The sequence below is a fragment of the Candidatus Eremiobacterota bacterium genome (assembly GCA_031082125.1).
Classification (GTDB): Bacteria; Vulcanimicrobiota; CADAWZ01; order CADAWZ01; family Ess09-12; genus Ess09-12.
On sequence record JAVHLM010000023.1, the window covers coordinates 58,329 to 80,091 of the forward strand.

General features: G+C 53.9%; 19 protein-coding genes. 13 read left to right on the forward strand and 6 right to left on the reverse strand.

Going from position 1 to position 21,763, the window contains the following annotated elements:
• Positions 1-182: 182 nt before the first annotated feature.
• The 7 genes from RDV48_22160 to RDV48_22190 all read left to right on the forward strand — a co-directional run bounded on the left by RDV48_22160 (position 183) and on the right by RDV48_22190 (position 9,733).
• Entirely contained in the window at positions 183-2,162 is a 1,980-nt protein-coding gene (locus tag RDV48_22160; protein ID MDQ7825520.1) for an ABC transporter substrate-binding protein, read from the forward strand.
• A gap of 36 nt (positions 2,163-2,198) precedes the next feature.
• Complete coding sequence (locus RDV48_22165; GenBank protein MDQ7825521.1) at positions 2,199-3,668, forward strand: ABC transporter permease; 1,470 nt, start codon at positions 2,199-2,201, stop codon at positions 3,666-3,668.
• A 46-nt stretch (positions 3,669-3,714) separates the two neighbouring features.
• Entirely contained in the window at positions 3,715-5,001 is a 1,287-nt protein-coding gene (locus tag RDV48_22170) for an ABC transporter permease (GenBank protein MDQ7825522.1), read from the forward strand.
• Positions 5,002-5,042: 41 nt separating this feature from the next.
• Positions 5,043-6,059, forward strand: coding sequence for an ABC transporter ATP-binding protein (locus tag RDV48_22175; protein ID MDQ7825523.1), 1,017 nt, complete (start codon positions 5,043-5,045; stop codon positions 6,057-6,059).
• A 16-nt stretch (positions 6,060-6,075) separates the two neighbouring features.
• Entirely contained in the window at positions 6,076-7,062 is a 987-nt protein-coding gene (locus RDV48_22180) for a dipeptide ABC transporter ATP-binding protein (GenBank protein ID MDQ7825524.1), read from the forward strand.
• A gap of 42 nt (positions 7,063-7,104) precedes the next feature.
• Positions 7,105-8,613 carry a pyridoxal-phosphate dependent enzyme gene (locus RDV48_22185; protein ID MDQ7825525.1) on the forward strand — a complete coding sequence of 503 codons (1,509 nt, stop codon included), beginning with the start codon at positions 7,105-7,107 and terminating at the stop codon, positions 8,611-8,613.
• A 67-nt stretch (positions 8,614-8,680) separates the two neighbouring features.
• Entirely contained in the window at positions 8,681-9,733 is a 1,053-nt protein-coding gene (locus RDV48_22190) for a potassium channel protein (GenBank protein MDQ7825526.1), read from the forward strand.
• A gap of 7 nt (positions 9,734-9,740) precedes the next feature.
• On the opposite strand, the gene RDV48_22195 is transcribed toward RDV48_22190, so the two are convergent.
• Positions 9,741-10,685, reverse strand: coding sequence for a hypothetical protein (locus RDV48_22195; GenBank protein MDQ7825527.1), 945 nt, complete (start codon positions 10,683-10,685; stop codon positions 9,741-9,743).
• A 247-nt stretch (positions 10,686-10,932) separates the two neighbouring features.
• Here RDV48_22195 and RDV48_22200 point away from each other — a divergent pair, with 247 nt between their 5' ends.
• Both RDV48_22200 and RDV48_22205 read left to right on the forward strand, forming a co-directional pair.
• Entirely contained in the window at positions 10,933-11,832 is a 900-nt protein-coding gene (locus RDV48_22200) for a CPBP family intramembrane glutamic endopeptidase (GenBank protein ID MDQ7825528.1), read from the forward strand.
• 277 nt (positions 11,833-12,109) lie between these two features.
• Positions 12,110-12,772: a hypothetical protein gene (locus tag RDV48_22205; protein ID MDQ7825529.1), complete on the forward strand. Its 663-nt coding sequence runs from the start codon at positions 12,110-12,112 to the stop codon at positions 12,770-12,772.
• Between the two features lie 72 nt (positions 12,773-12,844).
• Here RDV48_22205 and RDV48_22210 read toward each other — a convergent pair whose 3' ends face one another.
• Positions 12,845-13,486, reverse strand: a complete 642-nt coding sequence (locus tag RDV48_22210; protein ID MDQ7825530.1) for a DnaJ domain-containing protein — start codon at positions 13,484-13,486, stop codon at positions 12,845-12,847.
• 13 nt (positions 13,487-13,499) lie between these two features.
• Positions 13,500-14,363 (reverse strand): tetratricopeptide repeat protein, encoded by an 864-nt coding sequence (locus RDV48_22215; protein MDQ7825531.1) that lies wholly within the window; start codon positions 14,361-14,363, stop codon positions 13,500-13,502.
• A 233-nt stretch (positions 14,364-14,596) separates the two neighbouring features.
• Between RDV48_22215 and RDV48_22220 the strand changes: the two genes are divergently transcribed.
• The gene (locus RDV48_22220; GenBank protein MDQ7825532.1) at positions 14,597-15,190 is read left to right on the forward strand and encodes a GNAT family N-acetyltransferase; all 594 of its coding nucleotides are present in this window, start codon (positions 14,597-14,599) and stop codon (positions 15,188-15,190) included.
• 10 nt (positions 15,191-15,200) lie between these two features.
• Here the strand turns inward: RDV48_22220 and RDV48_22225 are convergent, their stop codons facing one another.
• Entirely contained in the window at positions 15,201-16,817 is a 1,617-nt protein-coding gene (locus tag RDV48_22225) for a DUF3352 domain-containing protein (protein ID MDQ7825533.1), read from the reverse strand.
• A 104-nt stretch (positions 16,818-16,921) separates the two neighbouring features.
• Here RDV48_22225 and RDV48_22230 point away from each other — a divergent pair, with 104 nt between their 5' ends.
• On the forward strand, positions 16,922-17,956 hold the full coding sequence (locus tag RDV48_22230; GenBank protein MDQ7825534.1) for a hypothetical protein: 1,035 nt from the start codon (positions 16,922-16,924) through the stop codon (positions 17,954-17,956).
• Here RDV48_22230 and RDV48_22235 read toward each other — a convergent pair.
• Entirely contained in the window at positions 17,939-19,762 is a 1,824-nt protein-coding gene (locus tag RDV48_22235) for a serine/threonine-protein kinase (GenBank protein ID MDQ7825535.1), read from the reverse strand. The genes RDV48_22230 and RDV48_22235 overlap by 18 nt on opposite strands.
• Before the next feature lie 159 nt (positions 19,763-19,921).
• Between RDV48_22235 and glyA the strand changes: the two genes are divergently transcribed.
• On the forward strand, positions 19,922-21,223 hold the full coding sequence (gene glyA, locus RDV48_22240; protein ID MDQ7825536.1) for a serine hydroxymethyltransferase: 1,302 nt from the start codon (positions 19,922-19,924) through the stop codon (positions 21,221-21,223).
• Between the two features lie 90 nt (positions 21,224-21,313).
• A complete protein-coding gene (locus RDV48_22245) occupies positions 21,314-21,553 on the forward strand; it encodes a hypothetical protein (GenBank protein MDQ7825537.1) in 240 nt (79 codons plus the stop codon).
• 6 nt (positions 21,554-21,559) lie between these two features.
• On the opposite strand, the gene RDV48_22250 is transcribed toward RDV48_22245, so the two are convergent.
• A partial coding sequence (locus RDV48_22250) for a hypothetical protein (GenBank protein ID MDQ7825538.1) occupies positions 21,560-21,763 on the reverse strand: 204 nt, incomplete at its 5' end.

The window sequence follows — 21,763 nt, forward strand, 5'->3', positions numbered from 1 at the left end:
CATATTATGTGAACAAGGCGTTACATTTCCGATAGAGAGGGGCAAGTTCTTTGCCGGGGAAAAAGGAGAAGAGCTTCATGTTCCGAATATTTCTAAGGTAATCTCCAGAGCCTCCCCGCCCGGAAGGGCAGGGGAACAGGATAGAGAAAGCCTGGGGGAGATCATCCGCACGGGAGGAAGTAATGAAGGAAAAAAGCGCCGCCTCTGTCATCACCGATGTGGTTTTCAAAGTGGTGATAGTGATGATCTTTCTTATGGGAATACTTCAGCTCAACAACATAGAGAAAGACCTGATAGAGATCAGCGGGCGGCTCCAGCAGCTTGACGAGAGCAACAAGGAGCTTACCAGCGCGGTGAAAAAGCTCCAGGAAAGCGGCATCCCCCAGAACGGCTCCCGCCAGGGAGGTGGCGGTCCCGAAGCAGTCGGACCGGATGTGAAGAGAGGCGGCCGCAAGTATCTTCATCCCGAGGTGAAAAACTTTCTGGGCGATGAGACCTTCAAGATCCGCCTCCCTGAATCCCAGGTGGGAGGCAGGCTCAAACGCTGGTACGGAGCAGATCCGAAAAGCTTCAACTACATAGTTTCCAATGACGGAGAGCTTTCGAGCCAGATAGGAAATTATGTCTATAACGAGGGTTTCGGGACGCGGTCAAGAGACAACCCCGACAAGTGGGTCAAGGCGCTCGCGGAGCGGGTGGAGATCACCGATGACTACAAGGAATACACCATCTATCTGAAAAAAGGCGTCAAGTGGCATGCCCCGGTGGTGGACTGGTCCAACCCGAAATACGGCTGGCTCAAGGGTGATCACTATCTCACGACAAAAGACGTGAAATTCACCGTTGACATGATCCTGAACAATCAGGTGGAATGCAGCCACCTGAGGAATTACTATGAGGATCTCGACTATGTGAAGATCATTGACGATCATACCGTGATCTTCAAGTGGAAGAAGAAGACCTACAATGCGATGATATTCACCATCGGACTCTTTCCGATGCCGGAGTTTCTCTATGCCTATGATGAGGACGGGAAGCCCTTCCCGAAAGAGATAAGGGGCCTCAAGTTCAACTCCCACTGGTACAACACCAAAGGCCCCATAGGCTGCGGCCCTTACAAGTTCGTCTCTTATGAGCAGGGAGCCTCGATCAGGCTCAAGCGCTTCGACGACTACTATGATCAGAAACCGGCAATAGACGAGATTGACTGGCTCATCTACCCCGACCAGAAACAGAACCTGCTGAAACTGAAGAGCAGAGCCCAGGACTACGGGCGCCTCTATCCCACCGACTACCGCGAGGAGATCCTGAACGCGAAGCCCGACTCCCTCTTCAAGAACGGGAGCATAAAGCACGATATATTCGATGAGATGGGCTTCCTTTACCTGGGGTGGAACAACGAGAGCGTGTTTTTCAGCGACAGGAAGGTAAGGTGGGCCATGTCCCATGCCCTCAACAGGAGTTACATGCTCCAGAACATCTTCATGGGCCTGGGCACCCTCATCACGGGGCCCCTCTATGTGAACGGCCCCGCCAACGACAAGTCCATCCCCCAGGTGGCCTTCAGCCTCGAGAAGTCCAAGGCGCTGCTTGCCCAGGCAGGCTGGAAGGATCTGGATAACGACGGCATCGTGGAGAAAAAGATAGGGAATGCCATGAAAAAGTTTGACTTTTCCTTTCTGCTGAACCAGGGAAGCCCTGAGTGGACGGCGGCAATGAACATTTACAAGGAGGACCTGCTGAAGATAGGCGTCAAGATGAACCTGAAGATCGTGGACTGGGCAGAGATGCAGAAGAAGATGGAGGACAAGGATTTTGATGCAATGGCAGGGGCATGGGGGATGCCCTGGGAGCAGGATCCCTACCAGATATGGCATTCCTCCCAGGCGACGCTCCCGAAAAGCTCCAATCACATCAGCTTCAAGAACAAGGAGGCAGACCAGGTGATCGAAGAGCTGAGGAGCACCTTCGACGTCTCCAAAAGAACAGCCCTGTACCACAAGTTCCACCGCATTGTCTACGATGAGCAGCCTTACACCTTTTTCTTCGCGAGAAAGCGTGTGGCGGCGTGGTGGAATTACGTGGAGCGCGTGATCTTCATGAAGCTGAAGCCCCATGAAGATTCCATGCCCTGGTATATCAACGAGAAAGCGGAAAAGTAGCACGTGAATCAACGACGATAAGGGTGATTGAAAAATATGGCATCTTATATTGTAAAGCGGATAATTCTGATGATTCCCACCATCTTTGCCATCTCGCTGGTGGTGTTCCTCATCCTCAACTTCGCCCCGGGGAAGCCTGGCGCGCAGATGACCAGCGGTGACTCCGCCCAGGATGCCACCGGCTCCAAGCGTGAAGCCTACCGGGTATTCAAGACCCAGTTCAACCTGGACAAGCCCGTCCTTTTCAACACCTACCCGGACCTCAAGAAGGAGAAAATCCGCGGCTATCTCAAGGATATCGCCAATGAGAGCGGCAAAGTCCCTATCAAGAACATCATCAAGGCCCAGGATACCCTTGAGGACTACGGTCAGTTTGCCATACCTGCTCTTGTGGAGATAATGAACACCGAGAGCGACAAGAAAATAAGGGACACGGCGGTTTTCACCCTCTACCAGAACGCGCCGCGACCGCTGCGCGAAGTCTATTCAGGCCGCATTGACGAAAAGACCAAGAAGCAGAACGAGGAGATAGACAGGGAAAACACCGAGCTTAAGTCCTATAAATTCCCCGTCGGGGACGGAACCTCGGCGGAAAGCGACAAGGCCCTGGAAGCCGAGAAGCTCGCCGTGATAGCGAAATGGAACGAGTGGTATGACGGTGTCAAGGGCCGCTTCACCTTCACTGCGGGGCAGAAATTCTCCATACTTTTACTGGACACCCGCTTTGCCAAATACTGGTGGAACCTTATCCACCTGGACTTCGGCATCTCCCATATCGACAAGCAGCCGGTGATAAAGAAGATACTCTCCAAGCTGAAATATTCCCTTTCCCTCTCCGTCCCCTCGGTGATCATCGCCTACCTCATCTCCGTGCCTCTCGGCGTCTTCTCCGCCGTGAAGCAGAACACCGCCTATGACCGGTATATCGCCATTGTGCTTTTCATGCTCTATTCGCTGCCGAGCTTCTTCGTGGCAACGCTGCTGCTCATGTACTTCTCCCAGGGAGGCAACTATTTCAAGTGGTTTCCCACGGGAGGCTACCAGGGATCGAATTTTGCCCAGATGACTACGCTTGAGCAGATCAGGGACGTGCTCTGGCACCTTGTGCTCCCCTTGGTCTCCCTTACCTATGCCTCCTTCGCATCCCTCTCGCGGTATGCCCGCAGCGGAATGCTTGAGGTGATACGCTCTGATTACATAAGAACGGCCAGGGCCAAGGGCCTTTCCGAGTTCGTGGTGGTGGTGAAGCATGCCATGCGAAACGGCATGATCCCCATCGTGACCCTTCTGGGCACCATCCTGCCCGTAGTGATAGGGGGCTCGGTGGTCATTGAATATATCTTCGGGATACCGGGAATGGGCCTTCTCACCATCACCTCGATTTTCAACAGGGATTACAACGTCATCATGGGGATAGAGCTTATCGCCGCGTTTCTCGTGCTGATAGGCATCCTCCTCTCGGATATTACCTATGCCATCCTCGATCCGAGGGTCAGCTTCAAGTGAGGCGGGAGGGCCAGGATATGGGGACAGTGAGTGAGTAAGGGGCGATATGATGAAGACGGAAAATGAAAAAAACGGCGCGGAAGAAGGTTCTCACGGGCACAGTGAGGCGCCCGGGAAGATCGAGGTCCGGAAGATCAGCTACTGGCAGGTTGCCTGGGGACAGTTCAGCAAGAACAAGATCGCCCTTGCCGGCCTCTGGTGTGTTGTGCTGCTGCTTCTCATCGCGATATTCTGCCCGCTCATCGCCTCGAACGTGCCTTACTACGTGCTCTCGGACCAGCCTATAATGGTCCGCGAGGGATACAGGCTTCCCTCCTTTCTCTTCGTGAGGGTCCTCTTTGACAGGAACTGCTATGAAAACGCCGTGGACATATTTTTCAACCTGATCATGGTGCTTTTTATTCCCTATGTGGTGATTTACCTCGTGGTGAGAAAGCTCCGCCCTTCCTTTGGAAGGTTCAACGTCGTCGCGGGGATTGCGGTATTTCACCTTCTCGCTTTCCTTGTGGTGAGCGCGTTTCCTTACACGCTGCCCCAGACTGATTTCAAGACCCTCCTCGGGGACCTGAAAAAGGAGGGAAAGCATGTGCAGTATCTTTTCCCTCCCGTGCCCTATTCTTACCGGGAAATAGAAAAAGACAAGCAGCACCCCCAGGCGCCAAGCAGGACGCACATGCTGGGAACCGATGCCGAGGGGAGGGATGTCTTCACCAGAATGCTCTACGGCACCAGGATCTCCATGACAATCGGCGTGGTGGCCGTGTCCATCTACGTGACCATCGGCATCATACTGGGCTCCCTCGCAGGCTATTTCGGGGGGAGGGTGGACCTGGCAATCTCCCGCCTCATCGAGGTGTTCATCTGCTTTCCCACCTTTTTTCTTATCCTCACGCTCGCTGCTTTCATCGAGAAGAGGACCATCTTCCATGTGATGCTTCTCATAGGCCTGGTGAGCTGGACGGGCGTGGCCCGCCTGGTGAGAGGGGAGTTCCTGCGCCTGAGGGAGATGGATTACGTGCAGGCTGCCATCGCCATGGGCATCAGCAAGGCAAGAATAATTTTCAGCCATATTCTCCCCAATGCCATGGCGCCTGTGCTTGTCTCGGCAACTTTCGGGGTGGCAGCGGCCATCCTGATAGAGTCGAGCCTCGCGTTCCTCGGGCTTGGCGATCCCTCGGCGCCCTCGTGGGGAGGGATCCTGAACGTGGGGAGGGAGCAGCAGAAGCTCTGGCTTATCATATACCCGGGCATCGCCATCTTCTTTGTCGTCTCGGTCTTCAACCTTGTGGGTGAAGCCTTGAGAGACGCCATGGATCCGAGGCTCAGGCAGTAGCATTGATGGAGCGGAAGACGCGGTACTGAAAGGGAATTGCCATGGAAGAATCACCGGCAGCGACAGAGACTCTGAACGACAAGAAGGAGCCTGAGAAGCTCATTGAGATCAGGAACCTGAGGACCCATTTCTTCACCGATGACGGCGTGGTGAAGTCCGTCGAGGACGTGAGCTACGATATCTTCCAGGGCGAGACCCTCGGGCTCGTGGGAGAGTCGGGCTGCGGCAAGTCAGTGTCGGCTATGTCCATCATGCGCCTCATCCCCATACCTCCCGGGAGAGTAGTGGGCGGCCAGATTCTTTTCCATGGCAGGGATCTCACAAAGATAGACGATTATGAGATGCGCTCCATAAGGGGAAACAAGATCGGCATGATCTTCCAGGAGCCCATGACAAGCCTCAATCCTGTGTACACCGTGGGCGACCAGATCATGGAGGCCATCCAGCTCCACCTTGGGAAGGACTATTCGGAGGCCCGCGAGATGACCGTCAGCATGCTGGAGAAGGTGGGCATCCCTTCACCGCGCCAGCGCGTTGATGTCTACCCCCACCAGATGTCGGGCGGCATGAAGCAGCGCGTCATGATAGCCATGGCCCTTGTCTGCAATCCCGAGCTCCTCATCGCCGACGAGCCCACGACCGCCCTTGACGTGACGATCCAGGCGCAGATACTGGACCTGCTGAGGGCCCTGCAGAAAGAGTTCGGCATGTCCATCCTTCTCATCACCCACGACCTCGGTGTCGTGGCCGAGATGGCCCACCGGGTGGTGGTGATGTACGCCAGCAAGATTGTGGAGATCGCCGATGTCTTCGAGCTCTATGAGAACCCGAAGCATCCCTACACCATAGGGCTCTTCCGCTCCATCCCCTCTGTCGAGGCCAGAGACATGCGCCTCGAGCCTATCAAGGGGATGGTGCCCAACCCTCTTGAGTTCCCGAAAGGATGTAAATTCAACCCCCGCTGCGAGTCTGCCATGGAGCGCTGCAGGCAGGAGGAGCCGGCCCTGAAAGAGGTGGCACCACATCACTGGGCCGCATGCTGGCTCAACGAACAGTAAGGACTGGAATGAAGCTATGAACGAGAATATTTTGCTGGATGTGCGAGGCCTGAAAAAATTCTTCCCCGTCACCTCGGGCTTTTTTTCACGGGTGACCGGCCAGGTGAAGGCCGTTGATGATATCTCTTTCGTCGTCAGGGAGGGAGAGACCCTGGGCATCGTCGGCGAGTCAGGGTGCGGGAAGACCACGGCGGGGAGAACGGTGATAAGGCTCATCGAGCCCACGGCGGGAACGATACTTTTCAAGGGCCAGGACGTGATGAAGAAAGAGGGCGAGGACCTCAAGAAGATGCGAAGGAACATGCAGATCATCTTCCAGGATCCCTATTCATCGCTCAACCCCCGCAAGACCGTGCTGGAGATCGTCGGGGAGGGCCTGGAGACCCACGGCATTGCAAAGGGAACTGAAAAGGAGCAGCGCGTCGCCGAGATCATGAAGAAGGTGGGCCTCTCGCCCCGTTATATCAACCGCTATCCCCACGAGTTCTCGGGGGGGCAGCGCCAGCGGATAGGTGTGGCCCGCGCCATTGCCCTGTCACCTGAGCTGGTGGTGTGCGACGAGCCTGTCTCGGCCCTTGACGTATCAATCCAGGCGCAGGTCATCAACCTCCTGATAGATCTGAGGGATGAGATGAACCTCTCCTATATGTTTGTCTCCCACGGGCTCCATGTGGTAAAGCATATCTCGCACCGCATAATGGTGATGTACCTGGGGAAAATAGCAGAAGTCGCCTCACGGGACGAGCTTTTCGACCATCCTCTCCATCCCTATACGCAGTCGCTCCTCTCGGCGAACCCTGTTCCCAACCCAAGGTTCCACCGCCATAGGATTATCCTCACCGGCGACGTGCCCTCGCCGCTCAATCCCCCCCCGGGCTGCTATTTTCACCCCCGCTGCCCCTTCTGTTACCGCCGCTGCAAGAACGAGGACCCGCCCCTGAAGCAGATGGAGAGCGGCCGGAGGTACAAGTGCTTTCTCGACGAGAATGGAAAGGAGACCTAGGTTCCATACCCAGGATCTCATAATATAAAAAGGAGGACGACCATGAAAGATCTCATAGATCTCACCATCAATGAGAAGCAGCTCGAGAGGACCATCGAGCGCTGCAGGGAGAGGGATATCGTTATCCCCACCTTTGAGCAGATGAAGCACCCGGAGAAAACCCCCGAGGTGATCAAGCAGAAGCTCCGCAATACAGGACTCTGGGATGTGCACCCGGCAAACCTCTTCAGGATCACCTGGAAGAATGAGCCTGTCCCCAAGGGAGGCCTTTTCGGCAAGGTGAACTTCCTTGAGCTCCCGAAGGAGATCACCGGCGTTGACGCACGTATCGTATGCCTGGTCGGGAAATGGTTCCCTACGGGGGCGCATAAGGTAGGCGCCTCTTTCGGATGCCTTGCTCCCCGCCTCGTGACGGGCCAGTTTGATCCCACGGCGCAGAAGGCCGTCTGGCCCTCAACTGGCAATTACTGCCGCGGCGGCGCCTATGACTCGGCCCTTCTGGCCTGCGATTCCATTGCCATTCTCCCCGAGGAGATGAGCAAGGAGCGCTTCGACTGGCTCCGGACCATTGCCGGCGAGGTTATTGCCACGCCGGGCTGCGAGAGCAACGTAAAGGAGATCTACGACAAGTGCTGGGAGCTCCGCAAGACCCGCCAGGACAATATCTGCATATTCAACCAGTTTGACGAGATGGGAAACCACCTGTGGCATTACGACGTGACGGGCCATGCCATGGAAGAGGTCCTCAAAGAGCTTATGAGCGACGGGAAGAGCCGCTACTCGGGTGTCGTGCTCACCACGGGCTCGGCAGGCACGATCGGCTGCGGTGACTACCTGAAGGAGAAGTTCCCCACCAGCAAGATCGGCGCCGGTGAAGCTCTTCAGTGCCCCACGCTGCTGTGGAACGGCTTCGGGGGCCACAGAATTGAGGGGATCGGCGACAAGCATGTCCCCTGGATCCACAACATCAGGAATACCGACCTTATAATAGCCGCCGATGACGAGGACTGCATGCATATCCTGAGGCTCTTCAACGAGCCCAAGGGCCATGAGTTCCTCGCAAAACAGGGCGTGAAGAAGGAGATGCTGGAGAAGCTGAGCCTTCTCGGCATCTCGGGGATGGGCAACATGGCCTGCGCCATAAAATTTGCCAAGTATTACGAGCTCACCTCCCGCGACATCGTGCTCACGGTATGCACTGATTCCATGGAGCTTTACGGGTCAAGGATAATCGAGCTGAGGGAACAGTACGGAGATTACGGCGAGATCAGCGCCGCTCAGGATTACCACCGCCACCTCATGGGCCTCAAGACCGACACCATGCTCGAGATGAGCTATTATGACAAAAAGCGCGTCCACAACCTGAAATACTATACCTGGATTGAGCAGCAGGGCCGCTGCGTGAAAGAGCTGAACCGCCAGTGGTACGATTACCCCGAGTACTGGGATTCGATCCACCGCCAGGTGGGAGAGATAGACAAGCTTATCAACAGCTTCAACGAGCGCTCAGGGGTCCTCAAAAAGATGGAAGGAGCCACCGTGGCAAAGTAGCATACCTTGTGTGAAAGGCCTGGAGGCGGCCCCGGGGCTGCCTCCAGGCACCTGGTGCAGAGTGCTTATGCAAGCCTCCTCTCCGAAAAAGATTGCCTTCCGCAACAGATATGCAGACGCCATCCCCATAAGACGGGTCAGGTTTATCTTTTCTGTCCTTGCCGCGGTGCTTGTCCTTGGCACCATAGGATTCAAGCACATAGAAAATCTCACATGGATTGATGCCCTTTATATGACGGTCATCACCCTCGCGACGGTGGGATTCGGAGAGGTGAAGCCCTTCACCCCCGCCGGCCGCATTTTCACCATTTTCCTCATCCTTGGCGGCGTGGGCCTCCTTACCTATGCGGTCGAGTCTCTCATTCTCTTCATGAGCGATCCCAACTTTGCGAAATATCTCAAAGCCTTTAGCGTTGACAGGAAGGTGAACAGGATGGAGAATCACTTTATCATCTGCGGCCTGGGGCGCGTGGGGAGCCACGTGGCTGAGGAGCTCGCGGCCAACGAGGCGCCTTTTGTCTGTATCGAGCACGATACAAGAGCAGTGGATACAAAGCGCTCGCGGGACTGGGTCATCATTGAAGGCGATGCCACCGATGATGAAGTGCTCTACATGGCAGGCATCACCAGGGCAAAGGGCCTTATCTGCACCATGGACTCTGATGTCAATAACCTCTATGTGACCCTCTCGGCGAGGGCCATAAGGGGAGATATCACCATAATCACCCGCGTGGTCGATGACTCCAGTACCGCCAAGTTCCAGAAAGCCGGGGCATCACAGATAATCTCGCCCTACACCATGCTTGGGAAGCGCATAGCCAGAAGCGTCCTGAAGCCTTCAGTAGATACCATGATTGATCTTGCCCTCAACCAGCCCCTCTATGATTTTCATCTCGAGGAGATCCAGATAGAGAAGTGCAACCGTATATGCGGCCTCTCGGTGAAGCGGTCAGGGATAAAGAGCAAGACAGGAGCGTCAATTGTCTCCATCGTGAAAACCGATGGCACCATGGTGAACAACCCCTCGCCTGACGAGCTTATTGAGCATGGTGATACCTTGATTATGATAGGTACATCGGAGCAGCTGCGCAAGATGAAAGAGGAAATCCTGGGCCCCTGATCTCCCTCTATTTTCCCAGCTTGTCAAAGCTTATCTTGGTGAGCCTCTTCTTCTTTTCTCTGCCTTTTTCTTCATGGGCCGAAGGCTCCGGTGCAGGTGGCTCCGGTGGTGGTGGCGGCGGCGGTGGCGGCGGCGGTTTCTTCTCTGCCGCCGGGAGCTCCGAATCTTCATAGACACCTTCATCGTCTTCCTCTTCAGGTGCCTCTTCTTCTTCCTCTCGTGCTTCCTCTTCAGGCGGCATCTCGGGTGTCTCTTCTTCTTCCTCCCGTGCTTCCTCTGCCGGCGGCATCTCGGGTGCCTCTTCTTCTTCCTCTCGTGCTTCCTCTTCAGGCGGCATAAGGACCTGCTCTTCTTCCGACGGCATCTCGGGAGGAAGGGCTATAGAAGCAGCAGTTTCTTCCTCTTCCTGGGGCTTCTCAACTCGTGTTTCCGCCTTGGGCGGCTTTTCTTCCGCCTCCTGCGGGGGCTTTTTGGGCTCCTCCTTGGGCTCTTCTTTTCTGGTTACTTCCTCAAGGGCCGGCGGTGGCGGGGGAGGAAGGGGTTTTTCCTCATGCTGCGCCCTGGGAGGCTCGGAGGGAGGCGGCGCTTCCCCGGCAGGCTCCTCCTCTTCAGGCTGCCTTTCAATGAACATGAGGAACTCTTTCTTGAAGTTGCTCTCAATAAAAGAGGCGATGGCCTGATTCTGCCTGATGAGACGTTTTTTCTCATTTTCAAACTTGTTTTCAGCGAACTTTGATTCCTGGGTATGCAGGGTCTTTTTAATGACGTGGACTTCCCGGTGAAAAATATCACGGAATTCAAATTTTTCAGTGGAAATCATGTCATATGCGCTGAGAATCCACTGGTTAAGAGCGATTTCATGCTCAAGCTCCTCAATCTGCTTTATGCGATCAGCGTTCCTGTCCAGTATGTCCTTGAGAATCTGTACTTTTGTTCCATCGTCTAGTTCCATAAGAGTGTCCTCTGCGGGGAATAATAAAAAAGATAACTGTCTTAAGTTTTTCTTACCATAATAATTACAGCGATGGAGGCCGATCTCCTTCTTGGCACCGATGTCATATGCTGAATGACTGCAGTGGCGGGAACCGGAAAAGGACCTTCTGAATGGGAGGATTGCAGCGGAAAATGTCCAAGAGAGTGCATGGGGACCAGTCATTCAATGGGAGAGACATTAAGATACGCAGAAGAGGAGATGCTCCATGAAAAGAAGCAGAGTAGTGACCATCCTTGCGGTGACCCTTCTGGCCTGGGGTGCTCTCTATGGCTACCTCCATGTCTGGGGGGAGCCCAAGGTGTATTTTCTGGAGCTTCACAAGTACCTTGTATTTTCTGCAGCCCTCTTCCTGGTGGTCCTCGCCTCCCTTTTTATCCCTTCCCTGGAGAAAGGGGGGGAGGTGGTGGCGGCCGTGCTCCTCGGTGTCATGGGCTACGCTCTGCTTGAGCCGATTTATTACCGCTTCCCGCTTCTTCTCCCCGGAAGCCTGCAGAATCATTCCCTTGACATCATCTCGGGTGATCTGAATTATTACTTTATCCACAGGAGCTACCAGTATGTTCCCCTCCTTCTCATGGTGGCGGTGCTCTTTTCAGGATCGCCTGAAGAAGGGGTCAATTTCCTGAAAGCGGGTGACTGGAATGTCATTACCTCCACCATCAACAGGGACCGCCCCCTCCCCTGGAAGAGAGTGGTAATCTGGTTCTCAATGGTGACACTGGGGCTTGCCATACTGGCTCTTGTGCTGAGGTGCAGAATGGGAATCCTCATGAGGCCCATGGCGGATCAGCTCGTGCTCTTTCCCGCAAACATCCTGGGAGCCATCAATAACTGCTTCATTGAAGAGCTTCTTTTCAGAGGTATTCTTCTTACCGTTTTTGTCCGGATCCTGGGAGAGAAGCATGGCAACTTCCTGCAGGCCCTTCTCTTCGGCCTTGTTCACTTTCCCTCCTTTAACATGTATCATTATCTGGCGAAGGTCCTTGTCTTCACCTTCGTGGGGTGGCTTTTTGGACGGGCCGTCATAGAAACGGGGGGACTCAAGTGCAACTGGATCATGCACTCCGCCATCGTCATTTCCATGTATATCGCTCAGACTGTATAGGAAAACCTGTCCTCCAGGGCAAAACAGCATTTTCCGTCTCTTGGGCGCCTCTACGGTGGAGATAAAAAGACTTTTCCCATGAGGGAGGAAAATGTCCCATGAAACAGAATACTAAGAAGATTTTATCTAAAAGAACGGTGAAAAAAGATTCTGACAGCGGCGCAGAGGCGCCTGCATCACAGAAATTGTGAAGAAAAAAGACAGGGAGGAGGTGTGTGCTGAAGGACTTTACGGAAAGTGTGATTATAGAAGGCATATATTAGAAAGGAGATAATAAATGAGAACGCTTACAATTCTGGTTGCTGTTTTGTTGATCGCCGGCCTTTTTGTCGGCTGTGGGAAAACCACTCCTCCCGGTGAAGTGACATCATCACCTGCCGCGTCGCCTGCGTCTACAGTAGCCGCCGGCCAAGATAAGGATTTCGCCCAGGCCTATTACGATGAGTGGGTTGTCGTTGAGGGCAACGTGAACGACATCAACAAAGAGTGGAATGAGCTTGTCGCCGGGGCAGACAAGATGAGCAAAGAAGAGCTCGCCAAAAAGATGGAAGAGCATATGAAGAAGCATGAGGAGCTCAAAGGCAAGATTGATGGAGCTCTCAAGGAAAAGGCCGCCTCTCAGGAAGCAAGGGCTCACCAGGAAGTCATTGTTGAGATTATAACCCTTCAGACAGATACCCACAAGAAATTCCAGGATTCCAAGAAGGAAGGCATAGTCAAGGAAGAGAAGGACAGGCTCGACGCCGACATCAAGAAGGCCGACGAGGATCTCAAGACCAAGATGGAAGATGCCAAGAAGAAGCTCGATGAGATGGTGACCAAGTACGAAATCAAGCCCAAAGAGGGCGCCGCCACCGAGCCCGGTGCATCACCGGCCGCTTCACCCGGCGACACAGGGGCACCAGCGGCATCACCGACTGGCAGCCCTTCACAGGAGTAATTCTCTCCTAATAGCTCGATAAAAAAGAGGGCCACGTCAAGTGGCCCTCTTTTTTATCGAGGCAGGGGAGTTCTAATAGTCATCTCTCAGGAGGCTCAGCATTTTTTTTGCCTGGGCGTCATCTTTTTCCATGGTGAGGTATTTCTGGAAGTGGACTCTCGCATCGTCGAATTCTCCGAGCTTGTAGCACATGAGGGCGTAGTTGTAAAGAGCTTCAAGGCAGGCCGGATCAAAGCGCAGCGCCGTTTTGAACTCGTTCCTGGCCTGGTCAAAGAATGATTCATTGTCAGACATGGTGAGGGCAAGGGTGAAATGAACGTCTGATTCCTTATAATCAACCTTCACGACATTTCCTTCCGGGTCCTTCTGCTTCATGAACGGCGACAATATTCTCTCAAGGAGCGAAGGCTCGCGGTCGTACGAGGTGCTTTTTGAGGGCGCGCTCTGGGTGGGGACAGCCCTTCTTCCATGCTTCTGGGTTTTTCGCACCTGAAATTGAGGCTGCTTGCTGTATTCCTTTCTCTTTTCATTGTCGTTGAGCAGGTTATAAGCCTCCACGAGCTCCTTCATCTTGTCGTCGGAGTAAAGCTTGGCATCGGGGTTGAGATCGGGGTGGTATTTCTTGGAGAGCTGCCGATATGCTTTGCGAACCTCTTCAGCGCTCGCAATGGGCGGCACGCCCAGAATCATATAGAGATCTTTTGTGACAGCCATGGCATACTCCTTGCTATTTTAATGAATTGAGCAGCTCCTCTGTTCTTGCATCGGAGGGATCAAGCTGGATCGCCTGTTCATATGAATACTTTGCCCTCTCCAGGTCCCTTAGATCAAAATAGACATTGCCAAGGTTACGGTGAGCCCGGGCATAGTTGGGCTGAATGGCAATTGCCTTGCGCAGGACATCGCGGGCCTCCTCGAGCCTTCCCTGGGTGGCGAGGGCGATTCCCAGGTTATTGAGGCAGAGTGCGTCCCGAGGATTTGTGTCAAGGGCCAGCCGGTATTCCTCGACGCCCTTGTCAAAGAGATCGAGGGCGCAGTAAACGTTTCCCAGGTTAAAATGGGCCCTGTTATAATTGGGGTTTATTTCGATGGCTTTCTGGTAGTGCTTCATCGCGAGCTTGTAACGGCTCGCTCTTTCAAGTGCCACGCCAAGGTTGTTATGCACATCGGCATAGAAATGCTTCTGCTTGATTTTCAGCACTGTACTGAACTCATTTATTGCGTCATCGAAGAAACCCTCATCACTGTATAATTCACCCAGCTTCCTGTGGGCATTCACATACTGCGGGTTTACATTGATTGCCTTCTTGTATTCTGAAATTGCTTTCCCGATGCGCCCTGCAGCCTCATATGCCACGGCGAGCTTGAAATGCACGTCGGCATAATGGGGGCTCACCTCCAGAATCGCCTCGTAGGCTTCTATCGCCTGGTTGATAAGGTTGTTGATTTCGAAGCCGAATGATATCTCAAGAAGCCGCTGCGCCTCCTCGGGGGTGATATGGCGATGCTGCCCTTTCTGAAGTGCAGCGCCGCAGGTGAAACAGAATGTGTGGCTTTGCTCTCTCTCTTCTTCACAGACAGGGCATCTCATCCAGGTTCCTCCCTTGAGACAATTCTATGGAGATGTTCTATGGAACACCTCAAATTCCTTCATAGGGCGGGAAGTTCGGGCCTTATGGAAGCTTTCCCGGAGAGGATAACTCATATTCACACGGCAGACTGCTTTCAAAAAAAAGGATTTTCCGCTATAATGGAGGAGTACTGTCTCATCTCCCGCCTGGGGGGAAGGGTGCCAAGTCTATACCAGGAAGGTACCATGCCGGCATGTTCGGACTTTTCTCTTTCGGAAAAAAGAAATCACCTGTGGCCGAGGGAAAGAGGCTCAATCTCCGCCCCGTAGCCGCAAGGGATTACCGGGTCCTCCTCACGTGGTTCCAGGACATTGAGCTTATGGAATATGCCTTTGGCCTCACCGTTGAGCATGACGTGATCAACCGCATTGCCATGGAATACTACCACGACCTCATGACGTCGCCGCACAATGCCTACAGCATAGAAACCAAAGGGGGGCTTCTGATAGGGTTCATCCGTTTTACCGTGAGAACGGAGGGTGACCACTACGGAAGGATAGGCATACTCATCGGCGAGAGAAATTTCTGGGGGAAAGGCTATGGGACAGAGGCGCTCAAGCTTGCACTTGAAGTGCTTTTCACTGAAAAAAAGCTCGGTTATATTGAGCTTGACACCGCCCAGTTCAACTCGAGGGCCCAGCGCTGTTTCGAGAAGTGCGGCTTCAGGAAAATGGGGGAGCTTACGGAGGTGAATTTTCTCACCGGTGAGGTCGCTCACAAGGTGTGGATGAAGATAACCAGGGAGGAGTTCTATGCGCCCAGGAGTGGTGATCTGAAGGCGCCATAACGTCCGTCAGTCACTCGGAATGGTATTCCAGGAACACTCTTGTCCTGATAAGAGAGGCCTCGCCGGTCATTTTCAGCCAGATGGCCCTGTAAGGGCCGATGAGTTCGACGAGCTTTTTCAGCTCAGGTTTCACAAAGCTGTAGAGTTTTAATGCCGCCTCCAGTTCATCAAGCTTCAGGTAGCCGCAGAGCAGGTCTCCCCCTGTCACTCCCTCCGAGAGCACCTTAAAGCCATTCAAGCCTGCAATGGAGGGCCTGCTTTTCAGGTAGGTGTCAATGAGAAGCTCAAGGTGAGGGAGCGTGCCGTCAAGGGATATGCAGAGGAGGGTGTCCAGCGGAGTCACAAGGACATTTTTTCTTGAGTATATGGTATGGTCCTTGTAAGTCTGAAGGGTGCTGAGAGGGGCCTCATCGAGGAGGGAAGGAAGGGAGCCGCTGATTTTCTCCCTGAATCCCAAGGTGAGGATACCGGGAAGGTTTTCCGGCGAGAGCTTCGGCGCCGTGCCCCGGCCTGAGATGCTTTCAATGAGGCTTGTTGAGAGCATGGAGCCGATATCGATGGAAATCCCGATCTCACCATTCATTTTCGGCGAGAGTCCCTCCAGCATAGGCATCCTGAGCTTTACGGCAAGGATTCTCAGGGCTTTGCTGAGGGTCCTTTTTTCCCTTGCTCCCGGGAGGGCATCCTCAATGGAGAGGAGTTTTCTGCTGTTCAGCACAAGGAAGAACGAGGTGCTCTCGGGGAGCGCGCGGGGCATGGAGAAGATTTCCACGTCATTGTCACCGCCCCGGGAAGCCCCCGGTGAGGTCTTGTCATCTTTCAGGACGCTGTCAATGACAATTCCCTCCTTTTTCTTTATAGCTCCGAGGCACCAGGAGCTATGGTCACTGGAGAGCTTTTCCCTCCCGAGGTTGCAGAAGGCGGTGACGAAACGGGGTGACGGAAGAGTGGCGCAGCTCTCCCTGAAGGCCCTGTCGGAAGCCAGGGCGCTCTTCCTGTCAAGACCGGCGTCAATGGCCTTTTGAAGGTCGTCAATGCTGTCGGCGATGATGAGGAAGTGCCTGTATATGCAGAAGTGAGGTCCTGTTCTCAGGTCAGGCGAAAAAATGTCGGCGCCCCTGTAAGGGATATGGGTTACCGATGAGGTATCCCTGTAGCGCTTTTCAAGCTTCTCAATGACTTTTTTCGCCTGATTGCCGTCTCTTATCGAGGCGGCAATGATGAGGCGCGGCATTTTTTCCTTCCATTTCAGAAAGGATTTGTGGGGGCTTTCATCGAGCACGTTGGATGCCATGGCAATCCTGGGCCCGGCCCAGCTCAGGAAGTCGCTGTCCAGATCAAGCTTCCATTTGAGCTTCAGAGCTTGCGCCAGAAACCGGTATCCGTCGGTGTTTTTCCACCTGCTGTAATATTCCTCGAGGTTTTTCCCGGGGGAGAGAAGAGGAACGGCATCGATGGAGATGACAAGCCTCGATGACGCAGGAAGCATGGTGAGCGGATCGGCCAGGGTAAGCTCTCTCTGGCGGTAAAGAAGGAGCAGTCCGGCGCACACGGCGGCAATAACCAGCAGAAAGGCCGCTCCTCTCCTTGATACCTTCGGTTTCCTTGCCGCTTCTTCAGCGCTCATGGTGATTGCCTTTCCTTGCGAGGTCTTTCCATGATATTCCGTGAATACCTTGTTGATTCCTTTGCATCATTAAGGTATAATGGTTCCAGGAAGGAGAGGTCGCTTTGGACAAAATTCAAGGCCCTGGATTTACCAAGTACGATTCCCAGCACCTCCAGGTTTCGCGGCGCCTTCAGGCTGAGAGCGTGAAGCCCAACGTTTTCAAGGAGGTCGATGAGGATGTGGCGCGTGCCCTCCTCATGACCGATCTCGTGGCCCTCTCACCCGAGGCCCGCGAGATCCTCAGGAAGCTGAAAAAGCACCTGGATTCCAGAAAAGAAAGGGGCTTTGTGGAAGGCAAGGAAGAAGATTTCAATTCTCTTCTGGGCGGCCTCAAATCACTCAGGGAAGCCATTTATGAGCAGGAAGAGGAAGAAGAGGAGAACGAAGGAAAGGGAAAAAAGAAAAAGGAAAAGCAGCTTTTCCAGAAAAAGGATGGGAAGTACATTATCCCTTTAAGCGGCCCCCAGAAGACCGAAACCTCGGGGACGCAGGCTTCGCAGACCCGCGAGGCTGCCGGCGGCAGCAGCCGCATCAGGGACATCGTAGAGAGCATTGTGGTGCAGGATGCTCCCTCGCTGCAGAAGAGCCTGGTGGGGCGTGAGCTTGAAGCCCTTGGCGAAAAGATGATCACCTACGTGAAAAGCTTCGGCGTGCACATCATTGTGCTTGAAAAGAACAGCAACCTCACCCAGAGAAAGGTGAAAGGCATGATGATTGTGGCGCCCGGCGAGCGGACCTTTGACGGGAGGCGCTGGGAAGAGGTGAGAGGCATTTATTGCCAGGACAGGCGCCTCATAGTAGTAGGCGAAGAGCTGCTGGGAATGAGAAACCACTCGGCAATCCGCCATGAATTCGCCCATGCCTTTGATCATGCCTTCACCTCAAGGAATCGCAGGAGGCTCCCTCTCTCGGTACAGCTCTGGAACTGGTTTGAAAAGGAGCGCAAGGCGCTTCCCTCCCAGTATGCCGCCACCAACCCTGCAGAGTATTTCGCTGAGTCCGTTGATGCCTATTTTATCCCCGAGGGACGGGCTTACCTTGAGCGGAACGATCCCCAGATGTGCGAGTATCTCACCACGCTATTCCTCTCTGCGTAGATCGTTCTGGGATCTGGAGCAGAGCATCGCGGTCAGGATAAACACCAGGATTGAAATGATGCGGAAGAGGGGGCTCACCATTTTTCCCCATGACATCAGGATGACCAAGGCGAAGCCGGTGATGAGAATCAAAAGAAGGAAAAGGTTGAGGATAGATACTCTTTTCACGAATTCCCGCATTGAGGGGATAAGGTGGAACATATAGTACACGAAGGCATATCCGTTGATGATCAGGAAGTAGTTCAGAAGGACGCTCAGGCTCAGATCCTTGAGCCCGCTGTGAAGCAGGAATGCCTTGTCCGGGAGAAAGGGCGACAGTGTCGCACCCATATAGGCAAAGAGCGAGGGCACGAGCATCAGGAAAAGGATCGGGGTCGAAAGCTTTTTCTGATTCTCCTGATCAAGGGTCTGGTACAGAAGGTTGAGGTAGACAGGGCACAAAAGGGCAAAACAGATAAAAAGGCTGTTGAAAAAGTGTATCTCATCGGTAATCCACGAGGGGATCGTGAGGGCCTGGAGGGCTGCCTGGTCTATAGAGGAAGGCGAGGAGACGGAGAGGAGCTTCAGGATCTGCTGCTGGGTTTTCAAAATAACGTGGTTATGGTAGATCAGCATGATAATCCCGTTGATGAGGGGAAGAAATATTGACGCGAGGAGCGCGCCCAGGTTAAGGGTTGACTTGACCGTCTTTTCATGAAGCCCGATTTCAATGGGGACTTTTTTTATCTCCGTAGGGGTGGTGATGGTGATCACCGCGGTGTGGGTCGTGCCTTCGGGGAGATCGTTGGTATGGACAGTGAACTCGACGGACTGGCTGTTCTGGTTGAAGTATTCCGGGAAAACCCTCACCCACGTCACATCGGCGGTGATCCGCCCTGCAAGCACTCCTCCGCCTGCATTCTTGATATTAAAGCTTCCCTGCACCATCCTTCCTTCAGGGATGTCTATGTAGTTCAGCTCGGGAGTATCAATATCCAGCTGGGGCCCTCCAAGACTTGCCTCCTCACCCAGGAGCTGCCTTTTGAATTCTGCGGCGGAGTGGTAGCGGGCATCTTTTGTCTGCGACAGGGCCTTCCTGACGGGGTCCTCAAAATTTCTGAAGTACTCGGGCTTTTCCTGGGACTTGGTCTGGAAGGGGAGCGGCGGTGTTCCAGGGCGAAGGCCTGTGAGGATCGTGTAGATGAGGGCGCCCAGGTTATAGACATCGCTCTTGAGGGAAATCTCCTCCCCTTCAAGGACTTCAGGGGCGAGGTACTCAGGAGCGAATTTTTTCAGGATCGGCTTTCTCAGGTCAGGAGTAAAAAACCTGTCATTCCCGAAATCCATCACGCGGATTTTTCCCATGGGGGTGATCAGGAGGTTTTCGGGCCTCAGGCCCCCGAAGAAGAGGGGCGGAGACTGGTTGTGAAGGTATATGAAGATGTCGCAGATCTGTGATGCCCAGGCATAAAACTGTTTTTCCGGAATCGCGCCCGGTGTCTTGGCAAGGAGCTGATCCAGCGTTTTCCCCTCGACAAACTCCCTCACCAGGAAGTTGCTCTCGTTTTCCTCAAAGTAATCAAAATACCGCGGGAGCGTCGAGTGCTTGAGGAGCATCACCTGTTTCGCTTCATTCTGAAAATAGTCTATGCATTTCTTGCGGTCGCCGGGATTCTCGGGGAATATGACCTCTTTGATGATCCGTGACTTGAGCATCTTGAGGTCCTTGGCGATATAGACCTTGCTGTATTCCGACTTCCCCAGCAGGCGGACTATCTCATAGCGGTCGCCCTGTAATTTATGGCCTTCTGCTAAATCTTCTTTCATTGCATACCTAAAGGGACGGTCTGTTGTGGTGTATATTCCCCCATTTTACCTATTCTCTCTGCCTCCTCTTTTTCCTTTGAGAGAGAAATTTCGTTAAAAAGGTATCACGCAGTGCCGTCACGTATTATTATTTTCTCACTTTAAAGGCAGGAGGATGGAATGTTCAGAGACCTATGCAGCTTTGACCCTGATATTGCCCAGCTTATCCTGAAGGAAACGGAGCGGCAGGCAGAGACAGTGAACCTCATTGCGTCGGAAAACTTCATCAGCGAGGCGGTGCTCGGAGCCCAGGGCTCCATACTCTCCAACAAGTATGCGGAAGGCTATCCTCATGACCGCTATTACGCGGGCTGTTCCTATTATGACGAGATAGAGAAGGAAGCCATAAAGAGGGCCTGCGGTCTATTCTCGGCCGAGCATGCCAACCTTCAGCCTCACTCGGGCTCCCAGGCCAACATGGCCGTCTATTTTGCCTCGCTCTCTTACGGTGACACCATAATGGGGATGAGCCTCAACCAGGGGGGCCACCTTACCCATGGGAGCCCGCGGAATTTCTCCGGGAAGCTCTACCGTTTTGTCTCATACTCGGTGAACAGGGAGACGGAGCTCATAGATTACGAAGAGGTGAGAAGCCTCGCGCGGGAGCACAGGCCCAGGCTCATAGTGGCAGGCGCCACAGTCTATCCCAGGGAAATCGACTTTTCCCGGTTCAGGGAGATTGCCGACGAGGTGGGAGCCCTTCTCATGGTTGATATGGCACATATTGCAGGGCTTATAGCGTCAGGGGTTCATATGAACCCCTGCAGGCATGCCGATTTTGTCTCGTCAAGCACCCATAAGACTCTCCGCGGTCCACGGGGAGGGATGATCCTGAGCAAGGCATCGTGGAAGAAAAAAATTGATGCCGCCGTGTTTCCCGGCCTTCAGGGCGGCCCTCTCATGCATGTCATCGCGGCAAAGGCCGTGGCTTTCAAAGAGGCGGCTACCGGGGAATTCAGAAGCTACTGTGCCCAGATTGTGAAGAATGCGAAAAAGCTCGCCTCATCCCTTCAGGAGAGGGGATTCCGCCTCGTAAGCGGCGGCACGGACAACCACCTGATGCTTATTGACCTCACCAGCAAGAAGGTGACCGGCATTGAAGCCCAGGAGGCCCTCCAGGATGCCGGTATCATCACCAACAGAAACTGTATCCCCTTTGATTCCCTGGGGCCGAAGACTGCAGGCGGAATCCGGCTCGGCACACCCGCCATCACCACCAGGGGCATGAAGGAGGAGGAGATGGAGTTTATCGCCGACTGTATCTACGAGGTCATTGAGAAAAGGGGAGATGAGGCGGCAAAGGCGGCCATCAGGGAGAAAGTCCGGGAGCTCTGCAAGGGCTTCCCTCTCTACGAGGAGAAAATTCTCGCCCAGAAGGTGGTCTGCGAGGAGCAGGGCGTGGTGACACAGAAGAAAGCATAAGGCACCCGGGGGCTCATCGCCCGAAAGGATTTCCGGGGACCTGTATCGTATCTAGGAAATGGCTTACTCTAAAAGTATGCGGGGGGACTGATGGATTTTCAGAGCTTTTTCAGACATATTGCGCCATTCAAGATATACGCGGTGATAGTCATAGGTCTCTTCACCCTCTCGGAATATTATATCTCTTTCATGCATTTTTCTTACGCGGCCAAAAAAGAAGACAGCCCGGCAAACCTCAACGCAGCGACGCTTAAAGGCTTCATCACCCTTGCCGTCTCCATTGCCCTCACCGCGCTTACCATATGGCTCGCCGTTCTCAAGTGGAAATAGCCCCCTTCAGATCTGTTTGCGCATCTTTCGTTTCGCCTGTTTCAGCCGTTCAAGAGAGGAGATGGCGTCTGTCGAGAGAATCGGCTTGATTTCCGGCACCTCGGCAGCGGGCGCCGCAGGCGTCCCGGTCGCAGGCGTCCCGGTCGCGGGAGTCTCAGGCGTCCCGGTCGCGGGAGTCTCAGGCGTCCCGGTCGCGGGAGTCTCAGGCGT